19 protein-coding genes are annotated in these 19,719 nt (G+C 67.5%); 9 read left to right on the top strand and 10 right to left on the bottom strand.

Annotated features, from left to right (window positions below; translation table 11 throughout):
• Positions 1-94: 94 nt before the first annotated feature.
• Entirely contained in the window at positions 95-346 is a 252-nt protein-coding gene (locus BMX32_RS08845; RefSeq protein ID WP_089977510.1) for a hypothetical protein, read from the bottom strand.
• A 170-nt stretch (positions 347-516) separates the two neighbouring features.
• On the opposite strand from BMX32_RS08845, the gene BMX32_RS08840 reads away from it, so the two are divergent.
• A complete protein-coding gene (locus BMX32_RS08840; RefSeq protein ID WP_089977506.1) occupies positions 517-3,588 on the top strand; it encodes an autotransporter outer membrane beta-barrel domain-containing protein in 3,072 nt (1,023 codons plus the stop codon).
• Positions 3,589-3,645: 57 nt separating this feature from the next.
• On the opposite strand, the gene BMX32_RS08835 is transcribed toward BMX32_RS08840, so the two are convergent.
• The 6 genes from BMX32_RS08835 to BMX32_RS08810 form a co-directional block, all read right to left on the bottom strand.
• Entirely contained in the window at positions 3,646-4,521 is an 876-nt protein-coding gene (locus tag BMX32_RS08835; RefSeq protein WP_089977503.1) for an EamA family transporter, read from the bottom strand.
• Between the two features lie 132 nt (positions 4,522-4,653).
• Positions 4,654-5,175: a hypothetical protein gene (locus tag BMX32_RS08830; protein ID WP_089977499.1), complete on the bottom strand. Its 522-nt coding sequence runs from the start codon at positions 5,173-5,175 to the stop codon at positions 4,654-4,656.
• Positions 5,176-5,237: 62 nt separating this feature from the next.
• Positions 5,238-6,011 carry a YdcF family protein gene (locus BMX32_RS08825; protein WP_089977496.1) on the bottom strand — a complete coding sequence of 258 codons (774 nt, stop codon included), beginning with the start codon at positions 6,009-6,011 and terminating at the stop codon, positions 5,238-5,240.
• A 39-nt stretch (positions 6,012-6,050) separates the two neighbouring features.
• Positions 6,051-6,407 carry a response regulator transcription factor gene (locus BMX32_RS08820; protein WP_211664201.1) on the bottom strand — a complete coding sequence of 119 codons (357 nt, stop codon included), beginning with the start codon at positions 6,405-6,407 and terminating at the stop codon, positions 6,051-6,053.
• A 126-nt stretch (positions 6,408-6,533) separates the two neighbouring features.
• Positions 6,534-7,172, bottom strand: a complete 639-nt coding sequence (locus BMX32_RS08815; protein WP_089977489.1) for a response regulator transcription factor — start codon at positions 7,170-7,172, stop codon at positions 6,534-6,536.
• A complete protein-coding gene (locus BMX32_RS08810) occupies positions 7,169-9,112 on the bottom strand; it encodes a PAS domain-containing sensor histidine kinase (protein ID WP_089977486.1) in 1,944 nt (647 codons plus the stop codon). Before BMX32_RS08810 ends, BMX32_RS08815 begins: the two co-directional genes overlap by 4 nt.
• 258 nt (positions 9,113-9,370) lie before the next feature.
• On the opposite strand from BMX32_RS08810, the gene BMX32_RS08805 reads away from it, so the two are divergent.
• The gene (locus BMX32_RS08805) at positions 9,371-9,964 is read left to right on the top strand and encodes a helix-turn-helix domain-containing protein (protein ID WP_089977482.1); all 594 of its coding nucleotides are present in this window, start codon (positions 9,371-9,373) and stop codon (positions 9,962-9,964) included.
• A gap of 4 nt (positions 9,965-9,968) precedes the next feature.
• Here BMX32_RS08805 and wrbA read toward each other — a convergent pair whose 3' ends face one another.
• Positions 9,969-10,568, bottom strand: a complete 600-nt coding sequence (gene wrbA, locus BMX32_RS08800) for an NAD(P)H:quinone oxidoreductase (RefSeq protein WP_089977479.1) — start codon at positions 10,566-10,568, stop codon at positions 9,969-9,971.
• A gap of 104 nt (positions 10,569-10,672) precedes the next feature.
• Here wrbA and BMX32_RS08795 point away from each other — a divergent pair, with 104 nt between their 5' ends.
• The 5 genes from BMX32_RS08795 to BMX32_RS08780 all read left to right on the top strand — a co-directional run bounded on the left by BMX32_RS08795 (position 10,673) and on the right by BMX32_RS08780 (position 13,485).
• Positions 10,673-10,945 carry a hypothetical protein gene (locus BMX32_RS08795; protein WP_089977475.1) on the top strand — a complete coding sequence of 91 codons (273 nt, stop codon included), beginning with the start codon at positions 10,673-10,675 and terminating at the stop codon, positions 10,943-10,945.
• A 42-nt stretch (positions 10,946-10,987) separates the two neighbouring features.
• Positions 10,988-11,899 (top strand): hypothetical protein, encoded by a 912-nt coding sequence (locus BMX32_RS08790; protein WP_089977470.1) that lies wholly within the window; start codon positions 10,988-10,990, stop codon positions 11,897-11,899.
• A 105-nt stretch (positions 11,900-12,004) separates the two neighbouring features.
• Positions 12,005-12,181 (top strand): hypothetical protein, encoded by a 177-nt coding sequence (locus BMX32_RS18645; protein ID WP_170843617.1) that lies wholly within the window; start codon positions 12,005-12,007, stop codon positions 12,179-12,181.
• A 103-nt stretch (positions 12,182-12,284) separates the two neighbouring features.
• Entirely contained in the window at positions 12,285-13,043 is a 759-nt protein-coding gene (locus BMX32_RS08785; protein ID WP_089977466.1) for a helix-turn-helix transcriptional regulator, read from the top strand.
• 1 nt (position 13,044) lies between these two features.
• Positions 13,045-13,485: a MarR family winged helix-turn-helix transcriptional regulator gene (locus BMX32_RS08780; RefSeq protein WP_089977462.1), complete on the top strand. Its 441-nt coding sequence runs from the start codon at positions 13,045-13,047 to the stop codon at positions 13,483-13,485.
• Here the strand turns inward: BMX32_RS08780 and rhtC are convergent.
• Positions 13,482-14,111: a threonine export protein RhtC gene (rhtC, locus tag BMX32_RS08775; RefSeq protein ID WP_089977458.1), complete on the bottom strand. Its 630-nt coding sequence runs from the start codon at positions 14,109-14,111 to the stop codon at positions 13,482-13,484. The two genes, BMX32_RS08780 and rhtC, sit on opposite strands and share 4 nt — an antisense overlap.
• 347 nt (positions 14,112-14,458) lie before the next feature.
• Here rhtC and BMX32_RS08770 point away from each other — a divergent pair, with 347 nt between their 5' ends.
• Positions 14,459-15,763 carry a NupC/NupG family nucleoside CNT transporter gene (locus BMX32_RS08770; protein ID WP_089980143.1) on the top strand — a complete coding sequence of 435 codons (1,305 nt, stop codon included), beginning with the start codon at positions 14,459-14,461 and terminating at the stop codon, positions 15,761-15,763.
• A 4-nt stretch (positions 15,764-15,767) separates the two neighbouring features.
• Positions 15,768-16,622, top strand: a complete 855-nt coding sequence (locus tag BMX32_RS08765) for a PfkB family carbohydrate kinase (protein WP_089977455.1) — start codon at positions 15,768-15,770, stop codon at positions 16,620-16,622.
• Positions 16,623-17,079: 457 nt separating this feature from the next.
• On the opposite strand, the gene BMX32_RS08760 is transcribed toward BMX32_RS08765, so the two are convergent.
• On the bottom strand, positions 17,080-19,713 hold the full coding sequence (locus BMX32_RS08760; protein ID WP_089977452.1) for a M1 family metallopeptidase: 2,634 nt from the start codon (positions 19,711-19,713) through the stop codon (positions 17,080-17,082).
• Between the last annotated feature and the right edge of the window lie 6 nt (positions 19,714-19,719).

Genomic DNA, 19,719 nt, shown 5'->3' with positions numbered 1-19,719 from the left:
GGACCCCTTCGCCGGGCATAAAAAAACACCGCTGCCGGAGCAGCGGTGTTTCCGTGTCGCATGCCGGCCCGCGAAGGGCCGGCGTGGCGACGGCTTACTGGCCCGAAGCGGCCGTCGAAGCCGGAGCCGGAGCGGCCGTGCCGGCAGCAGCCGGAGCGGTCGTCGTGGCGGCCGGCGCTTCCATCGGGGCGGCGGCGGCGGTCGAAGCCGGCGCAGCCGTGTCGGCCGGAGCCGAAGCGGCGGTCGAGGCGCTCGACGGAGCCGAAGCAGCGTCTTCCGACTTGTTGCAGCCCGACAGCAGGGCGGCAGCGACAAAGGCCAGGGCAGTAATCGAAACAATCTTCATGGTGAGCTCCTCATTCGTTATGTATTGGGCAAGCGCAGCGGAGCATACCGCCGAAACGGCGGAGCTTCCACGGCAATCGCCGCTTTTTCGGGCAGATCGAACACGCACCCCCTTCAAGAGCCCCTCCGTGGACGGACCCCTCCCGGGCTGCGACGTGCTGGTGTAACCGGATGTCCGACGGCGCAGCGCAGACGGCGTTCGCAGACATTTTCAGAATAATCGCGTTCCCCCACCCGAAGCCAGTCCCTAGGCTGTCAGCCGGAAGTTGCAGTCGGGCATCCCCGCCCCTGCCGCCAGCCAAGGAGCGACACCCAGTGAACACCCCTCTCCCCCCACCCCGCCGTTTGGTGGCCGCCCTCGTGGCCGCTCTCTTTTCCTCCGCCGCGGTCGCGGCAGACCCACCCTTCGTCGCGGATGGCGACGAGCTGACCGTCGACCCCGGCGATTACGCGACGTTCGGTGATTCCGAGTCCGTGCTGAGCGTCCTGAAGAACGGCAAGGCCACCGCTGATGACGTGCACTTCACCACCGGTGGCAAGCACGCCCACGCCGTCAAGGTTTCCGGCACCGGTAGCCAGCTGGACCTCACGGCATCGTCGCTCACCACCTCCGGCGTCGGCGCCCATGGCCTTTCGATCGCCGACACGGGAACCACCTCCGCCGTCCTGCAAGGCGTGACGATTCTCACGAAGGAAGCCAGTGCAGCCGGCATGCACGTCACCGGTGCCCAGACCGGCGCGACGTTCACCGCCGGCGGCATCGTCACGACGGGTTATGCGGCGAACGCCATCGAGGCGCTTCGAGGCGCCGGCGCGTACGTGAAGGACACTCGCCTCGAAACCTCGGGCAAGTCAGCAGCAGGCTTGCTGGCCAGTGGCGATGGCGCGGGCATATCCGCCGAGAACGTCGACCTGAAGACGACAGGCGAGCAGAGCCACGGCGTATTCACCGAAGCAGAGGCATTCGTCGTGCTCAACGCCTCGAAGGTGCGCACCGAAGGCGACGGGGCGAATGCAGTCAACGTCAACACCAAGGCGGGGCAGGCCAACCTCTTCGACACCACCCTGGTCACGACGGGCGCCGCCGCATCGGCTGTCAGCATCTTCGACGGCCTGGTCGTACACCTGACGAAATCGCACATCGTCACCGAGGGAAGCGGCTCCATAGGCGTCGAAAACCGCGGCGCCTTCGTCGAGCTCAGCGACGTCGACATCTCGACAAAAGGACGATCGGCCTACGGCATCGTGGCGAAAGGAGGTACGTACACCGATCATCAAGCGGGTTTTTCAGGAACCAACCTGATCATCACCACGGAAGGACGTTTCGCTTACGGTGCCGCCGCAACGGACGGCGGGCGCGTATCGCTCGCAAAATCCGGCATCGAGACCAGCGGGCCCAACGCACACGGCCTCTACGACTCGGCAGGCGACATCTCCGTGACGGATACTCGCATCGAAACCTCCGGCAGTGTGGCGTATGGCGCGCTCGTCAGCGATGGCGGCAAGTTGTCCATGAAAGGCGGCGGCATCATCAGTGCGCAAGCCGCGGCGCTCGGTCTGCACGACCCCGGAACCATCCGTATTGGAGGCAACGCGGTCCTCAGCGGCAATGGCGCGTTCGCCGAAGTCGATCCCACGTCGACCAGGCCATTCACCATCGTTCTCGACGACACGGCGCAAGCCATTGGCGATATCCGGCTTTCGGACGAACCCGGGCCGCAGCCCCCGGATGCAACGAAGACGCTCGTTTCCGTGCGCCACGGGGCGACATGGTCTGGCGCGACAACGATCGTCCGGAACGTCGACCTGCAGAACGGCGGCACATGGCGCATCACCGGCGACAGCACCATCGGCGCGATGCGCAACGACAAGGGTGTCGTCGCCTTTGCGCCGTCGGACGCCAGCAAGACAGCCACCCTGACCATCACCGGCGACTACATCGGGAGCAATGGCCTGATCCGGATGCGCACCTATCTCGGCGACGACGCCTCCCCCACCGACGGCCTTCATGTCATGGGCAACACGTCAGGCGACGGCCGCATTGAAGTCGCATCGCTTGGGGGCCATGGCGACTACAACCGCGACGGCATTCGTCTCGTGCAGGTCGATGGCGAATCGAAGGCGCAGTTCGTCCTGGCAGGCCGCGCGGTCGCCGGCGCCAACGAGTACTTCCTCCATCAGGGCTCCGTTAGCCAGCCGGACGATGGTGACTGGTATCTGCGCAGCATGGTTCCCGAGCCGACGCTCGATCCCGAGCAAGGCGACGAGTCCGCCGATGATCCGATCGACGAACCCGTCGCACCGCCAGACGTCCCGAGGGCGCCCGTGCTCCGCCCCGAAACCGGTACGTACCGCGCGAACCAGACTGCGGTGCTCGAGATGTTTCAGGGCGGCCCGGGCGCAGGCGAAGACGACGAGCCCGACGCCTCGCAAGGCGCGGGATGGGCACGCTTCGAACGCCACCACACGACGTTCGACTTCCGCGATCAGATCACTACCACCACCTCGGCGAACGAACTCACACTGGGTTCCGACCTCTGGCGCGGCGGCACGGCCATCGAAACCCACGTCGGCGTCATGGCGGCTGTCGGCCAGGCAGACACCGCCGGACGCTCGCTGTTGACCCGCTATGCCGCGAAAGGCCGCGTCCGCGGCGCCGCAGCCGGCCTCTACGCCGGCATGCGTTCCGACGCCGGCACCTATCTGCGCGGCTGGACGCGCTTTGCCCGCTTCAACGAGCGCGTGGAAGGCAATGGCCTGCCAACCGAGCGCTACGGCAGCCATACGGTAAGCGGCAGCATCGAAGGCGGTCATCGCTGGCGTTCCGCCATCACCAGGCACACCGATGCCTATCTCGAACCGCAAGCGCAGATCATCGCGACACGACTCAGGGGCGGCACGCACACGGAGGCCAACGGCACCCGCGTAGCGCCCATACACGCCAGCGGCGCGACCGCACGCCTCGGCCTGCGCGCCGCCGCACGCTGGCAGACCCCCGGTGGCCACATCGCATCGCCCTACATCACGACCAACTGGCTACGCCGCCTCGGCCGCCTCGACGCGACGCAGTTCGACAACACCGCCATCGACGGCGGCGTACCGCGCAACGCGTACGCGCTGAAGCTTGGCGTCACCTTCCTCCGGCAAAGCGGCTGGCGCCTGTGGGGCGATGTCGAAACGCGCTTTGGTGCGCGCAACTACCGGCGTGTCGCAGGCACGATAGGCATTCGTCGCAACTGGTAAGCCGCCCGTCATCGGAGCGCCACTCTCGGCGCTCCGATGACTGAGCTCTCACACGCGTCAGCCCGCGAGTTCCGGCGCCACCGGCGCCGCTCGCCTCGCCGTCACCGTGCTGCCGATCGACGCCAGCACGATGAAGCCGATCGCCAGCCACTGGAACGGGGTGAGATGTTCGCCGAGGAGGAGCATCGCGAGAAACGAGGCCACCGCGGGTTCGAGGCTGACCATGATGCCGAAGGTTTCGCTGGGCAGGCGCTTGAGGGCCATCATTTCGAGCGACATGGGGATGGCGCTCGAGACGATGGCGACACCGAGGCCGGCGGCGAGGATGTAGGGGTCGAGCAGGCTTGCGCCGGCGTGCGCCACGCCGTAGGGAACCACGACGAGGCTGGCGGCGACGAGGCCCAGCGACACGGAATGGCCCGCGTGCAGGTGGCCTGCCTGCTTGCCGAAGAGGATGTAGAGCGCCCAACAGAAGGCGGCGCCGAGCGCGAAGGCGACGCCAGTCGGGTCGAGCGTACTGCCGTGGCCTAGCGGCAGCAGCATCGCGAGGCCGGTGACGGCCGAGGCGAGCCAGACGAAGTCGACGGGTCGTCGGGACGACCACATCGCCACGGCGAGCGGGCCGCTGAATTCGATGGCCACGGCGATGCCGAACGGGATGGTGCGCAGCGCCAGGTAGAACAGCAGGTTCATCGCGCCGAGCGTCAGGCCGTAGCGGATCACGGCGCCTGCGTCGCGACGGGTCAGCGGCCAGCGCCAGGGGCGCCAGAAGGCGAGCAGCACGAGTGCGGAGAATCCGACGCGCAGGGCGGACGTACCTTCCGCGCCGATGAGCGGGAAGAGTTTCTTCGCGAACGACGTGCCGATGCAGAGCGACGTGACGGAGCCGAGGACGGCGAGTGCGGGGAGCCAGGGGGTGCGGGCGGTGGTCATGCGTCGCACTTTAGCGACTGCGACCCCGGTAGCCCCAGTGCCGGAGGGTGGATGCCGGTGCGAGGTGCTGGCTTCAGCGCGGCAGAAGCATTTGTGGGAGCGGCCTTGGCCGCTCCCACATGGGGTTTCGAATTACTGCGCGCCGGCTTGCGCGTCTTCGTTCATCAGGGCGTTGATCTGCGCCTTGTGCGCTTCGTAGAAGGCGACGTTCTTCTGATTGACCTTCGACTGGTCGACGTAGGCGGCCATCTGCGGGTTGCTCTTGGCTTCCGAGGCGATGGCGGCATTGGTGACGGCGAGGTTGGCGAGCAGGAAGTCGCGCGGGGTGAAGCCGTGCTTCTTGATCAGGGGAGCGATGCGCGGGTCGGCGGTCGTGACCTGGGCGGCCAGATCGTCGAGGGAATGGATCTTCGAGAAGTCGGTCTTGGCGTCCTTCGGACGGATGCCCTGCGCCTTGGCGTCCTTCGACACGGCGACCAGACGGGTGAAGACGTCTTCGTTGAGGTTGTAGTTCTGGATCGCCTGCTTATCGGCGGCCGGAATCTGCGCGGCCGGGTTGGCGGCGGGCGCCGGAGCGGCCTCCTGCGCGAAGGACGCGACAGGCGCGACGGACGCGGCGGCCAGCAGGGCGGCGAGGATGTAACGATGCTTCACGGGCAACTCCTGGGTTCTGACGGGTCCGTGCCGGACGGTAGAACAGCTTAGATCGCCAATTGTTACGTAGGCGTCTGCGTCGTTGGGGTTTCTTCAGGAAGCTTTGGCGCGTTCCAGCCCATGGCGTTGTAGAAGTGGTAGCGCGCGACGCCCACGTATTCGTGGATCGCGAAGTCGGCGAACGACAGGTTCTCCGACGTCGGCAGCCAGTCGTAACGGGCCGTGACGTAATCGCCGCGGACCGGTTCGCCGCGGATACCGAAGTGGGCGAAGTACAGCACCGCGCGTTTCAGGTGCACGGCGGACGACACGATCACCACCTTGTCCGCGCCGTACGAGATCAGCAACGGCTTGCTGTTCTGCGCGTTCTGGAAGGTGTTCATGCTGTTCGCTTCCAGGATCAGATCCTCTCGGGGCAGGCCCAGCCGGTCGAGCGTGACGGCATACACATCGGCTTCGGCCTGCTTGAGTTTCATCGCATCGCCGCCGCTCACCTCCACCTTGCAGTCGGCACCCGTCGCCTTGCACGCGCGATAGAGTTCGGCGGCGCGGATGATTCGTCCGTTGGCATACAGGCTCGGCTCGATCGCCCCCGCCCCGCTGCGCACCGTGCCGGCGCCGAGCAGGATGATCGCGTTGCGCTGGCCCCAGTGGGTGACGTCCGGCGCGAAACCCGACTGCAGTCGACCGAGCAGCATGCCGGTCAACGGGCCGCATCCGGCGAAGAACAACCATGCCAGCGCGAGGATCGCGAACACCATGCCGCCCTTCATCCGCCGACGCGCGAAGCACACGAGGCCGATGAGGAAGAGGATCAGGAAGAGTGTGAGTGTCATGGTCGCGGAGCGTAGCAAACCGCGACGACCCCGTGCCTGTCAGTTTTTCTCGCCGAGCGCCCGCTGCAGGCACTCGACCAGCTGGTCGCCACTATAGGGTTTGCCCAGATAGCAGAAGGCACCCGCGGCCAGGATGCTCTGGCGGGTGCTCTCGTCGAGGAAGCCGGTGACGAAGACCACGGGAAAGGTGCGCCCGCGTTCCATCAGCCGGTCGTACAGCACGATGCCGTCCATGCCGGGCATATGAACGTCGGTGACGAGACAGTCGATCCCTTCGTCGGCGTCGTGGCGGAGGAACTCCTCGGCCGACGCGAAACTCCGAACCTTGTGTCCCAGCGACCGGACGAGGCTGACCGTCGCGGTGCGCACGGCCTCGTCATCGTCCACGATCGCCACGATCCTGTTAGCGGCCAAACTGAAGTCCTCGCCGGGTTCGTGCCCGACCTGCCGTCGATACAGTGCTCCCCCGACCGGGGGATGGGAATCATACGGAGGTTTGCTGTAGGCCGGAGGGCCCGTGTATCAAGGGTTCGCGGCCAGCGCCTCGGCCTGCTTGACCAGCTCGGCGAGGGATTTCGCGCCCATTTTCCGCATCACGTTGCCGCGATGGATTTTGACCGTAATCTCAGACAGGCCCAGCAGGCCGCCTACCTGTTTGTTCATGAGGCCGGCCGTGACGTGGGTCATGACCTCGCGCTCGCGCGGGGTCAGCGAGGCGTGCGCGGCACGCAGCGTCGCCAGCGCGTCGGCGCCGCGCCGATCGGCGGCATCGCGATCGATGGCGTTCGCCACCGCATCGAGCATGTCCTGATCGCGGAAGGGTTTGGCGAGGAAATCCAGCGCGCCGGCCTTCATCGCGCGCACCGACATCGGGATGTCGCCATGGCCGGTCATGAAGATCACCGGCAGGCGGTTTTCCATCGCGGCGAGCTGCGCCTGGAAGTCGAGGCCACTGACGCCGGGCAGTCGGACGTCCAGCACCAGGCAACCCGGCGCGTCGGCGTTGTCGCGCGCAAGGAAATCCGCCGTGCTGCCGAACGACGCGACAGTGAGGCCGACCGAGCGGAACAGCGAAGCCAGCGCTTCGCGCACGGAAGCGTCGTCGTCCACGATGCACACGATCGGTGCGCGTGAGGCGTTGACTACGGGTGCGCGGGTCATGCTCGGGCCTCCTCAGACTGCATCGATGGCAATGTGAAGTGGAACGTGGCCCCACCCCCCGGACGATTGGTCGCCCAGAGGCGACCGCCGTGGGATTCTACCGTGGAACGACAGATCGCAAGACCCATCCCCATGCCGTCGCCACGCGTGGTGACGAAGGCGTCGAACAGATGTGGCGCGATGTGCTCCGGGATACCCGTGCCGCTGTCTTCCACTTCGATGAGCAGGCCGTCGCTCGCGTCGGCCCGGGCCCGCACCGACAGCAGCCGCTTGCCCGACACCTCGGACATGGCGCGGATCGCGTTGGCCATCAGGTTCACCACCACCTGCTGCAGCTGCACGCGGTCGCCGTGCGGCCAGGGTGCGTCGCGGGCGATGTCCACACGCAGCACGATGCGATGCAGGGCGATGTCGCCGTCGAGCAGCTGCGCGCACTCTTCGACCAGCGCCGGCAGGTCGAAACGCGCGTGCTGGCGCGGCTCCTTGCTGGCCAGGCTGCGCACGCGGTGCACTACCTCGCTGGCCCGGCGCGCGTCGCGCACCACACGTTCGATGGCCTCGCAGGCCTCGTCGAGATCCGGCTCCGGGCGACGCAGCCAGCGAAGGCTGGCCTCGCCGTGCGTGACGATGGCGGACAGCGGCTGGTTCACTTCGTGCGCGATGGACGCGCTCATTTCGCCGAGCGCCGTCACGCGCGCCGCCTGCGCCAGCTCGGCCTGCATGGCGATCAGCGCGCGCTCGGTGCGCTTGCGATCGGTGATGTCGACGACGCTGACCAGCACGCGGTCGTAGCGCGTGGGGCCCAGCGGCATGTTCAGGGCGAAAAGCACGGTGAGCCGCTCGCCCCGCAGGTTGATCATGTGCGTTTCGCCTTCGGCGATGCCACCCCCTTCCAGGATCTTCAGCAGCACGCCCGCGAACGTGCGCTCCGAGGCCGGCAGGATCCGGTCCAGCGGGCCGATCAGGTCTTCGCGGCTCCGCGCACCGAGCATGCGCACGGTGGTGGCGTTCACGTCGGTCACGTAGGTGAGCGAACAGGCCTCGGCCACGAACTCCGGGTGGCTCTGGATATAGCGCGCCATGTCGGTGACGCCCTGCGCGCGCAGTTCCTCCACGCGGTCCATGACCTTTGAATAATCTTCCTCCCAGAACGAGAACCGCGCCGTTTCGAACATCGCGCGGTAGCGACGCTCGCTTTCTGCAAGCGCGGCGGCGGCGGCCCGGCGCTCGGTGACGTCCGTACCGGCTTCGAGGATCACTCGCGGCTTGCCGCGCTCGTCGCGCAGCAGGGCGCAACGGGCCTCGACGATGACGATGCGGCCGTCGCGGTGGCGCTGGAACACTTCGCCCTCCCAGCGCCCGGCGCCGAACAGCGCCGCGTCGGCGACCACCCGGTCGCCGGGAAACGCGGTGCCCAGCAGGTCGTTGGCGCGACGGCCCAGGGCCTCGGCGGACGTCCACCCGTAGAGTTCTTCTGCGCCGCCATTCCACAACACGATGACGTCGTCCATGTCGCGGACGAAGATCGAATCGTGAGTCAGCTCGATCAGGCGGGCCTGGCCGGCGATGGTGATCAGGCGTTCGCGGTTGCGCAGGGACAGCACGCCCGTGATGCCGATGGCGCCCAGGCTCACGGCGCAGCGCAGCATCGAGGCGTCGACGGCCAGCATGCCATGGCCCCGGACGTACGCCACGGCGGTCAGCAGCATGCACAGCACGGTGGCGCCGACGATCGCGCGGCGGCTGCCGCTCGCCGCCACCAGCAGCACCACCACCACGTAGACCACGGCCACCGCGCTCTGCAACGGCGTGAAGGTGTCCACGAGGAATACCGCCAAGGCAAGTAATCCGCCGATGCCCATCAGCAAGCCGGCTACCAGCCGCCGCGGCCGCGCGGCGGGTGCATAGGCCTGGCTCTGTAGGGGTCGGAATCGGGACATCGTGTGGTTTCGCCCGGTCTCGAGTGTCTTGTAAGGATGCGGCCCGAAGTGTTTCTGATTGTCGTTGGACAGTCTTGCACGCCGGTGATGGTTTTTGACCGTTACGGCACGATCGATACAAGAAATTGTCGTAGCGTCGACTAACCCTTTGGTATGCAGCCCCCTGACCGTATGTAGAATTCAGCCCACCCCCCTATCGCGAATAGTCTGCCGACATGGGCATTCCCGCCCATGAGTCACCGCCGTGGAGCAGACGCGATGCGATACGAAACCAATGCTTTCGCCGGAACGGGGAGCGCTCGCGCCTCCGACGCCATGCATGGCCTGGCCTCGTTCCCCCTCCCCACCGTCGACGACGAGTCCAGCGTCACGCGCCTGCTCGAACAGGCCCTGACCGCGGCCGAATCCGACCTCGCCACTACCCGTGCCTGCGTCGCCCGTGCGGCCGCGCTGCTGGAACGCGAGCCGGTGTCCCCGACCATGGCGCCCGCCGCCCCGCGTCGTCGCGTCGGTGCGGGTCTCGCCCCGTGGCAGGCACGTCGTGTCGCCGCCCACGTGGACGAGAACCTCGGCTTCTCGATCACCATCGACCAGCTGGCCGCGATCGCCGGCCTGTCGAGCAGCTACTTCTGCCGCGCGTTCAAGGATTCGTTCGGCGATCCCCCGCATGCGTACATCATGCGTCGCCGGGTGGAACGCGCACAGACGCTCATGCTGCAGACCCGCGAACCGCTCAGCCAGATCGCGCTGGCCTGCGGCCTTTCCGACCAGGCGCATCTGTGCAACCTGTTCCGCCGCCTGGTGGGGCAGAGCCCCAGCCACTGGCGGCGGTCGCGCTGGCAGGAAGCCTGATAGGTCAGCCGAAGAGCTTCGTCGCTATTTCGGCGGTGTACTTGCCCTGAAACCTGGCACCGGCGAGCTCGTTCTCGCTGGGCTGACGGGAGCCGTCCGTCCCGGCAAGCGTCGTCGCGCCGTAAGGCGTGCCACCGGTCACCTCGTCGAGCCGGGTGAGGCCCGTGAAACTGTAAGGCAGGCCCACCGGGATCATGCCCAGATGCATCAGGTTCGTGATGATGGAGAACAGAGTGGTTTCCTGACCGCCGTGCTGCGTCGCCGTCGACGAGAACGCACCGCCGATCTTGCCGTTGAGGGCGCCACGGGCCCACAGCGGACCGGTCTGGTCGAGAAACGCCGCCATCTGCGAGGTGATGCGTCCATAGCGGGTACCGGTGCCGACGATGATGGCGTCGTAGTTCTCGAGCTCTTCCGGACGTGCGATGGGCGCGGCCTGATCGGTCTTGAAGTGAGCGCTGCGCACGACGTCTTCGGGCGCGGTTTCGGGAACACGTTTGAGGTCGACGGTGGCACCCGCGTCAAGGGCACCGGCGGCGACGGCTTCGGCCATTTTTTCGATATGACCGTACGACGAGTAATAGAGGACGAGGACTCTGGCCATGGAACGTTTACTCCATTGCGGAAAGGGTCGGGACAGGAAGGTTAGGCACGTTATCGTCTAGAGCACGTGTGGGCGCTCCATCGCCGTCACTCGAGGTTAGTTGCATGTCATACGCACAGATTGTCGATATCCGGTCTTCCGACGAAAACACCGCGCGCAAGTCGCACGCCTGGCACGTACTGCGCGAGGCCGCGCGCGTCGAACCCAACGAGGCCGCGCGAATCGCGTGGTACCGCGACGACCCGATCTGCGCGCTCGACATGCGCACCGCCGAGTCCCTGGTCGCCTCGGGTCGCTACGAAGAGGTGCTCGCTTTCCTGCGCGGCGTGAAGCTCGACATGGGCCTGGAACCGGCACGGGGTTTCGGCAGCTTCTGATCGCGGTAGAGTGGCGTCCATCGCCGGATGCCGGGTCAACGCGTGTCGATCGAAGAAGCCTTCACCGCCCACCACGACGAACGCCTCACGGCCGAGCGCGCCTACGAGCTGCACTGGGCCGACCTGCTCCCCGCCGACGCGCGCTTCACCTGCGTCGGCACCGGATGCGGCGCGCCGCTGATCTGCGCCTGCCTCGACAAGCCCGAACAGAACCTGCGCATCCGTCCGTATTTCCGTTCGTATCGCCTCGAAGACCACGCGGCATCCTGCGAAGTCGCGCATGGCCGGGGCGAGTCGAAGCCGGACAAACGCGCCGACGTGTTCGAAGCCGAGCGCCCCGCCGATCATTTCCGCGCCCCTTCCACACCCGCCACGACCGATCCCGCCGCGGCACCCGCCCGACGCGTCGCCTCCGCGGGCACCAGCGGCCTGAAACCGCGCGCCAGCCATTACTACCGCCTGTCGTCGCTCGTGCAGAAATTCCTGGAACATCGGCGCGACAAGGATCTGGATACCGCCACCGTGGAGATCGGCGGCGAGACGGTCACGTACGACGCGCTGTTCCGCAATATCTTCAGACAAAAGGCCGCGGATCATCTCGGCACGCGCGCCGTGTGGTGGGGCACCGCATCGCTGCGCGCCACGAAGGAAGGCGGCTATTACCTGCGCTTCTCGCGGCCGTTCCGGCACGACGACATCGAGCTTCGTCCCACGATCACGCTCACCGCGAAGGACATCGACGCCTACCCGGTGCGACGGCTGCTGCGCGCGCGGCTCGACAAGCTCATCGCGGAAGCGGACGGCTATTGCGTGGTGTTCGTGTGGGCGAAGCCGTGGATGCCGAAGGACGCCGAAAAGCCGTTCGTGCGTTTCTACGTCAACAACCTCGACCACATCGACGTGCGCGGACCCGAGATTCTCGAGGAACTGAAAAACACCTCGCGCCGGGCGTGAGAATGATGCCTGGTGGGAGCCAGCCTGCTGGCGAATGGGTGCTCGCGACGAGCACCCATTCGCCAGCAGCCTGGCTCCCACCGTGCATTTGCGCGACGATTCGGTATGCCCAGGAAACGCCGCCTTCGCCTGCCCTTCGTCCGCCACCCGCGCGACGCATCCCACGATTACGACGACGCCAGTTACGACGGTGGCGTGTCGGGCGGCCCGTACCTGCGGCACATCGTCATCGGCGTGGCGGTCGTCGTCATGGTGGTGGCCATCCTCCGATGGGCGTTTTAGGCACCATCGTGTTGTCAGAGGATGGCCTACCTCTTAAGGGTGTAGGTGCCGATACTTGCATGCGCAATGCTTGTCCCGCCCTCCGATAGCCTAAGGATCGGCCATGTACCGCGCCGAATCAGCCTGCCTCACCGCCGCACCGCCCGCCCTTCCCACGGTGATCGTCGACCTTGCGCTGCGTTCGGCCGCGATCGAGCGCGGAGACCGCCAGGGGGGCGCCCGGCTGATCGACGACCTGCGCGGTCGTGCCCAGCTCACCGAAATCGCGCTGGATGCCAGCGCGGACGATCTCCTGCTGGTCTATCGCGCGGCCTGCTCCGATAACGAAGGCACCGGCGCCATCCTGTTCCGGCGCCAGAGCGAGGGGCACATGCACGCCGACCACCCGCCGGCGGTCCGGACCCTCGCCCAGGTGCTGTTCGACAGCCTGCGCGCCGATGCCCCCAACGCGCCGCTGCTCGCCCATGTGGCGCTGGCGTTGCGGGCGATCCTGAATGGTCCTGCCCCCCGCGAAGACATCGGCGCCCCGAGGGGCGGCCTCGCCAGCTGGCAGGAGCGTCGCGCCACCGCCTTCATGGACGAGCGGCTCGACCAGTCGTTCCCGGTGTCCGACGTGGCCGACGCCTGCGGCCTGTCGGTGAACCATTTCTCGCGCGCGTTCCGCCGCAGCATGGGCAAGCCGCCGCACCGCTGGCTGCTCGATCGCCGCATCGAAAAGGCCCGCGAGCTGTTGCGCGACACGTCGCTGTCGCTGGCGGACATCGCCCTGGCCTGCGGCTTCGCCGAGCAGAGCCACTTCACCCGTGTTTTCACCCGCACCGTCGGCATGCCGCCGGGTGCATGGCGCCGAGCGGCCGACTGACATGGCATCCGACGAGAACGCCGCCGCGGCGCTGGGACTGGGCCGCGACCTGATGCTGGCCGGCTCCCGGCTGCGCGATACCGTGGGCAAGCGCGCCCAGCGCGAGTTCGGGCTCACGGCCCTGCAGAGCGACATGCTGCTCCTGCTCGCCCTGCGTGGAAGCATGATTTCGACCGAGCTGGCCGTCACCTGCGGCGTCAACGCCAGCACCGTCACGCATGCGGTGGACGCCGGCATCGAGCGCGGCCTGATGCGCCGGGAGCGCAACGAGGCGGACCGCCGGCTCGTCGACATCGCCCTGACCGCCGCCGGCAAGCGCATGGCCGAAAGGGTTCGCGCCCTGGTGGCGGACCTCGCCCGGTCCGCACTGGAAGGTGTGGATCAGCCGGCGGTGCTCGCCGCCAGCCTGGCCCAGGTCACGCGGAACCTCGACAAGGGTTAGACGGCCCGGCGCCCGAAGACGAGGTGCAGGCCGAAGAGCACGAAGATCGCCCCCGCGCCACCGTCGATCCAGCGGCTGGCGCGCACGTAGCCGCGACGCATGGCCGGCAGGGCGAAGATGCCCGCCACCACGGCGAACCACAGGAACGTCTCGACGGTCACCATGGCCCAGAGACCCCAGCGCACGCCCTGCCCCATGCCCTCGCCCACGAAGGCGGAAAAGATCGACGCGAAATAGATCGCGGCCTTCGGGTTGGCCAGGTTCGTGGCCAGGCCCCGCACCAGCGCCCGCCCGGGGCTGGACCCGCGCACGTCCACCACCGGGGCGGCGGCATCGGCTTTCGCTTTCCACGACGCGCGCAGCATCTGAAAGCCCATCCAGCACAGGTAGGCGCCGCCGGCGATGGCGATCCCGCGCTCCAGCCACGCCAGCCGGTGCAACAGCAGTTGCAGGCCCAGCAGCGCGAGGGCCGCCCAGACCGCCACACCCAGCGCAATGCCCACGACACCCGCCATAGCCTCGCGACGCGAGCGGCTGGCCGCCAGCTGCGACACGAAGAAGAAATCCGGCCCCGGTGTGACGAGGGCGACGATCTGCACGAGGGCGATGGTGAGAAAGAGGTTCATGAGGCCTATCGTACCGTCACCCCCGGAATGACGGACCTCGCCGCCCGTCACCCGACATGCCTAGACCCCGCCTATCGTCACCCCGGCGTACGCCGGGGTCTACGTCCTCGGTGGACCTGAGCACGACACGCCTCCCCGGAAGCAACGCATCCAACGCGTCGCACATCCGGAAACCGACGACGTGGGCCCCGGCGTACGCCGGGGCGACGGTGAGGGGGTGAACAACCCGGACCGCCTCTTTCACCCCGGTACAAACCCGAACTTGCCCAACAAGGCCACCTCCCGTAACCTCGCGTTTTTTATAGTGGTCACGGGGCTACCCCCGACCTCCCATGGGGTACGTCACGATGCTGGGTTTGCTGGGCCACGTTCTGTTTGGCCTGTTCGGTCTGGCGGTGCTTATCGGCATCGCGTTCTGCTTCTCCAACAACAAGCGCGTGGTCGACTGGAAACTCGTCGCCACCGGTGTCGCCCTGCAGATCGCCTTCGCGGCCATCGTGCTCAAGGTGCCGCTGGGTCGCGACGTGTTCGACGCGATCGCCACCGGTTTCGTGCGCCTGCTCGACTACGTCGACGTCGGTTCGCGCTTCATCTTCGGCAGCCTGCTCGACAGCTCGAAGTTCGGCGTGATCTTCGCCGTGAAGGTGCTGCCGACCATCGTCTTCTTCGCCGCCCTCACCGGCGTGCTCTATCACCTCGGCGTGATGCAGCAGATCGTCAAGGGCATGGCGTGGGTCATCACCAAGGTGATGCGCGTGTCGGGTGCGGAAACCACCAGCGTCTGCGCCAGCGTGTTCATCGGCCAGACCGAAGCGCCGCTGACCATCAAGCCGTACATCGAGCGCATGACGCAGGCCGAACTCATGACCGTCATGATCGGCGGCATGGCCCACATCGCGGGTTCCGTCATGGCCGCCTACGTGGCCATGCTCGGCGGCGACGATCCGGCGCAGCGCATGTTCTACGCCAAGCACCTGCTCACCGCGAGCGTCATGGCCGCGCCGGCCACGATGGTGCTGGCCAAGATCCTCGTCCCCGAAACGCAGGAGCCGCTCACGCGCGGCACCGTGAAGATCGACGTCGAGAAGACGACCGCCAACGTCATCGACGCCGCCGCCACGGGCGCGGGCGATGGCCTGAAGCTGGCCATGAACGTCGGTGCCATGCTGCTGGCCTTCATCGCGCTGATCGCGCTGATCAACGGCCCGGTGCAGTGGGCCGGCACGATCGGCGGCGAGCACAGCCTCAACGCCTGGCTGAGCGCCAGCGCCGGTCATCCGGTGGCCCTCAGCCTCGAGACGATCTTCGGCTGGGTGCTCTCGCCCATCGCCTGGCTGATCGGCGTGCCCTGGCAGGACGCCACCCTCGTCGGCAGCTTCATCGGCCAGAAGGTGGTCATCAACGAGTTCGTCGCGTACGCCGACCTCGCCCGCCACCTGCCCGACCTTCTGCCGGAAAGCCGCCTCATCGCCACGTACGCGCTGTGCGGCTTCGCCAACTTCTCGTCCATTGCGATCCAGATCGGCGGCATCGGCGGCCTCGCGCCCAACCGTCGCGCCGACCTGGCCCGCCTCGGCCTGCGGGCCGTGCTCGGTGGCTCCATCGCCACGTTCATGACGGCGACCATCGCCGGCGTGCTCGAGCGCTTCTGACCGGATGACCGCCACGCGCCTGCTTGTCGTCGGCGGTTACAGCGAGGAAGAGCGGTGGCGTACGCCACGCCTTCCTCGCGCTGGCGAACCCGTCCACGCGAGCGAGTTCGAGCGCCGTCCCGGCGGAAAGGCCTTTCACCAGGCCGTGGCCGCGGCGCGCGCGGGTGTCGCCACGGGCCTGATCGCCGCCATCGGCGACGACACGATCGATCCTGCCGGCTTGCCCTCGAACGTCGTGGCGCGCTGGCAGATGGTGTCGGGCGTGCGCACGGGACGTACCGCGCTGATCGAAGATCCGAAGGGCCAGACGATCTCGGTGCTCTCGTCGGGTGCCAACGACCATCTCGACGACGCCTTCATCGGCGCGCAGTCCGACCTCTTCGATGGGGCGAAAGTGCTGCTGGTGTCCACCGAGGCGAACATCGACGCCGTTGCCGCCACGCTGGAACGCGCTGGCGAGCGGCGCATCCTCCGCGTGCTGGATCCCGGCCCGTTGCCGCCCGGGTTATCGGTGCGCGAGTTCAGCAGCACCGACGTGCTGCTGCTCGACGTCTACGAGTTCGCGCGTGCGTCGGGGCGCTTTCTCAATATCGACATCACCGCGCAGGCGGTGACGAGCATGGACGACACGACCATCAACGCCCTCGCCCGCCGCCTGTGCGCGGGGACGGTCGTGGTATCGCTGGACAAGAGCTGCCTCGTGTCGCACGGGCCGGACCGCCATGGCGACGAGTCGGACCTCTACCGCGTGCCGACGTGTGGATCGGGCGACGTGTTCAAGGGAACGCTGGCCGCGAGGCTGGTGGACGCGCCGTGCTTCCGCGACGCGCTGACGGCGGCGTGCGCCGCGGCGGGTTGAGGCAAGCAGGCCCGCTATCGCGGGATCGCCAGCAGGCTGGCTCCCACCTGGCTCCCGCTATCGTCGGTGCCAATGGTGGAGCCACCCCGCTATCGCGGGATCGCCAGCAGGCTGGCTCCCACCTGGCTCCCGCTATCGTCGGTGCGAATGGTGGAGCCACCCCGCTGTCGCGGGGTCGCCAGCAGGCTGGCTCCCACCTGGCTCCCGCCATCGTCGGTGCCAATGGTGGAGCCACCCCGCTATCGCGGGATCGCCAGCAGGCTGGCTCCCACCTGGCTCCCGGTATCGTCGATGCCAATGGTGGAGCGACCCCGCTATCGCGGGATCGCCAGCAGGCTGGCTCCCGCCATCGTCGGTGCGAATGGTGGGAGCCAGCCTGCTGGCGATCCGCGCGCAGCGCGGCCGGACAAACGAAAGCCGCCGGTCCCGCGACCGGCGGCTTTTTTTCAGGCGACGATCAACCGTTCTTCTGCAACCACGCATCCACGGCCGGCAGACGCTCCTTGCGGACCATCGCGCGGTAACGGATGTTCGCGATGCTCGTCTCCGCGTCGCGACGCGACGTGGCGGCGATGTACTTATCCGCGAACGCCTTGATCCTGTCGATCATCGCGAGGTCGAGCGAACCGCCCGCCAGCATCGGGTAGTAACGCGCCGCCGACGTCGAGTCGACGAACTGGTCGACCTTGTCCTTATGCGCCACGGCGAAGTCGAACGCCATTTCCGGATGCATGCGCGCCGCCGCCGAGATCATCGCCGCGCTGTTCGTGGCGCCCGGTTCGTCGGTGAGCGCGAGTTCCAGCGCACGCTTCGCCAGCGCCTCGTCCTGCGGCGTCGCGAGCAACGCGTACAGGCGATCCTTCACCAGCGGGGTCTTCTCGGCCTTCGCCGCGGCGTGCAGCTTGTCCCACGTGGCGGCGTCGGCGTGCGACGCGACCACGGCGAGGATCGACTTGCGCAGTTCCGGCGGCATGGTGTCCGTGGTGTAGCGACGACGCGCTTCGGCGATCACCTTCGCGTCGCCCAGGTGCGACAGCGTCGCGATCAGGTGCGTGCGCAGGATCGCCACCGGGGCCTCTTCGCCCGGCTTCGCTTCCCAGCCGACCTGCGCGAACTTCGGCGCCAGGCGCGCGATCGCGTACTTGCGCAGCGCGCCCTGACGCTTCGCGTCGCCCTCGTAGTAGTCGTCCAGCGTCGACAGATCGCCCGCGATGCCGTCCCACAGCAACGGCGTGGCGTCGAGCGGCGTGGCATCGATCAGGTCGAGCACGTCCGATGCCGGCTGCAGGCCACCCATGCCGAGCGCCCAGACGTCGGCGGTGAGGCCGAGCTGGTCGATCGGATCGAGCTTCGCGAACGCGCCCTGCAGCGCCTTGATCTGCGCCGGGGCGTAGAGCGTGCGGTAATAGCCGGTCTGGCCGGCGTTGACGAGCACCGGGGCGCAACCGGCCACGGTCAGCGAACCCGCGCCGTTCTCGAGCAGCGTGGACGACGTCGCGCCGCCGACGGTCTTCGCGATCACCGGCACGTGCCATGCCAGCGGCTTCTTCTCGGGACGGTCGCGCGTGAACTCGCCCTGCGACAGCTTGATCGTGGTGGACCCGCTGGCGCACGACACCGACTCGACGCGCACGAGCGGAATGCCCGGCTGCAGCGTGAAGTCGTGGGCGACGGTGCTCACCGGCTTGCCGGCCGCGGCGTCGATCGCCTTCCACAGGTCGTCGGATACCGTGTTCGAATACGCGTGCGCCTTGATGTACGCCTGCACGCCCTTCTGCCACGTGTCGGCACCGACATAGGCCTCGAGCATGCGGATCACCGACTCGCCCTTCGCGTACGTGATCGAGTCGAACGCCTGGCTGGCCTGTTCCACGGTCGCCACGTGCTGCACCACCGGGTGCGTGGTGGCTACCGCGTCGCGCGCCATCGCGCCTTCGCGCGTGAACACGGCTTCGAGGTTGGTGTGCCATTCCGGATGCAGGCGCTCGGTGGTGCGCGAGGCGAGCCACGAGGCGAAGCCTTCGTTGAGCCAGAGGTCGTCCCACCAGCGCATGGTCACCAGGTCGCCGAACCACTGGTGCGCCATTTCATGCGCGGCGGTGTTGAACACTTCCTGCTTGTCCGACTGCGTGGAGATGCTCGGGTCGAGCAGCAGCGCGTACTCGAACGTGTAGATCGCACCCCAGTTCTCCATCGCGGAGAAGAACTGGCTCTGGCCGGGCGAGGCGATGTTGTCGAGCTTCGGCAGCGGGTACGGCACGCCGAAGTACGCGTTGTATTCCTGCAGCACGGCCTTGCCCGAGTCGAGCGTGAACTGCGCCTGCGACGTGAGGCCCTTCTGCGTGATGACGCCGATCTCGACGCCGTCGCCCTTCGTCGTGGCGCGATCGAACTCGCCGAGACCGAAGAACAGCAGGTACGTCGACATCTTCGGCGACGGCTGGAAGGTGACCTTCGCCAGGCCGTTGCCGATGTCCTTCTTCGATGCGACCGGCATGTTGCTCACGGCCATCTGGCTGGACGGCACCGTGGCGGTCAGCGTGAAGGTCGCCTTGTAGTTCGGCTCGTCCCACGACGGGATGAAACGGCGCGCGTCGGAGTTTTCGAACTGCGTGTACAGCGCACGCTTCTTGCCGTCGGCCTTGGTGTCGTAGTCGATCGCGAACAGACCGTTGGCCTGCGTGCCGATCTTGCCGGTGTAGTCCATCGTCAGCACGTAGCTGCCGGCGGGAATCGCGTGATCGAACGTGAAGGTCGCGGTCTGCGCGTCCTCGTCCACCGCGACCTTCGGCGCCGCGAACGTCGCCTTGCCCTTCGCCGCGGCGAGCGCGACGTTCGCGAACGTCATGTTCATCGCGTTGAGCACGATCGACGGCGTGGGCTGCAGCACGTCGATGCTGATCGACACCTTGCCGTCGAAGGCGAGCTTGTCGGCATGCGGCACCACGGCCACGTCGTAGTGCGTGGGACGCACGGTGCGCGGCAGCTGGGTGGTGGCGAGCTGCGCGGCATCGGCCACGGGCGCGGCGACGGCCGAGAAGGAGAGACCGGCGAGCGCGAAAGCGATCGCGCTGACGAGGGGATTACGCATGCGGGT

This window comes from Luteibacter sp. UNCMF331Sha3.1 (assembly GCF_900109915.1).
Classification (GTDB): domain Bacteria; phylum Pseudomonadota; class Gammaproteobacteria; order Xanthomonadales; family Rhodanobacteraceae; genus Luteibacter.
The sequence above is the reverse complement of the archived record's forward strand: the minus strand, read 5'-3'. Positions and strand labels throughout refer to the sequence as shown.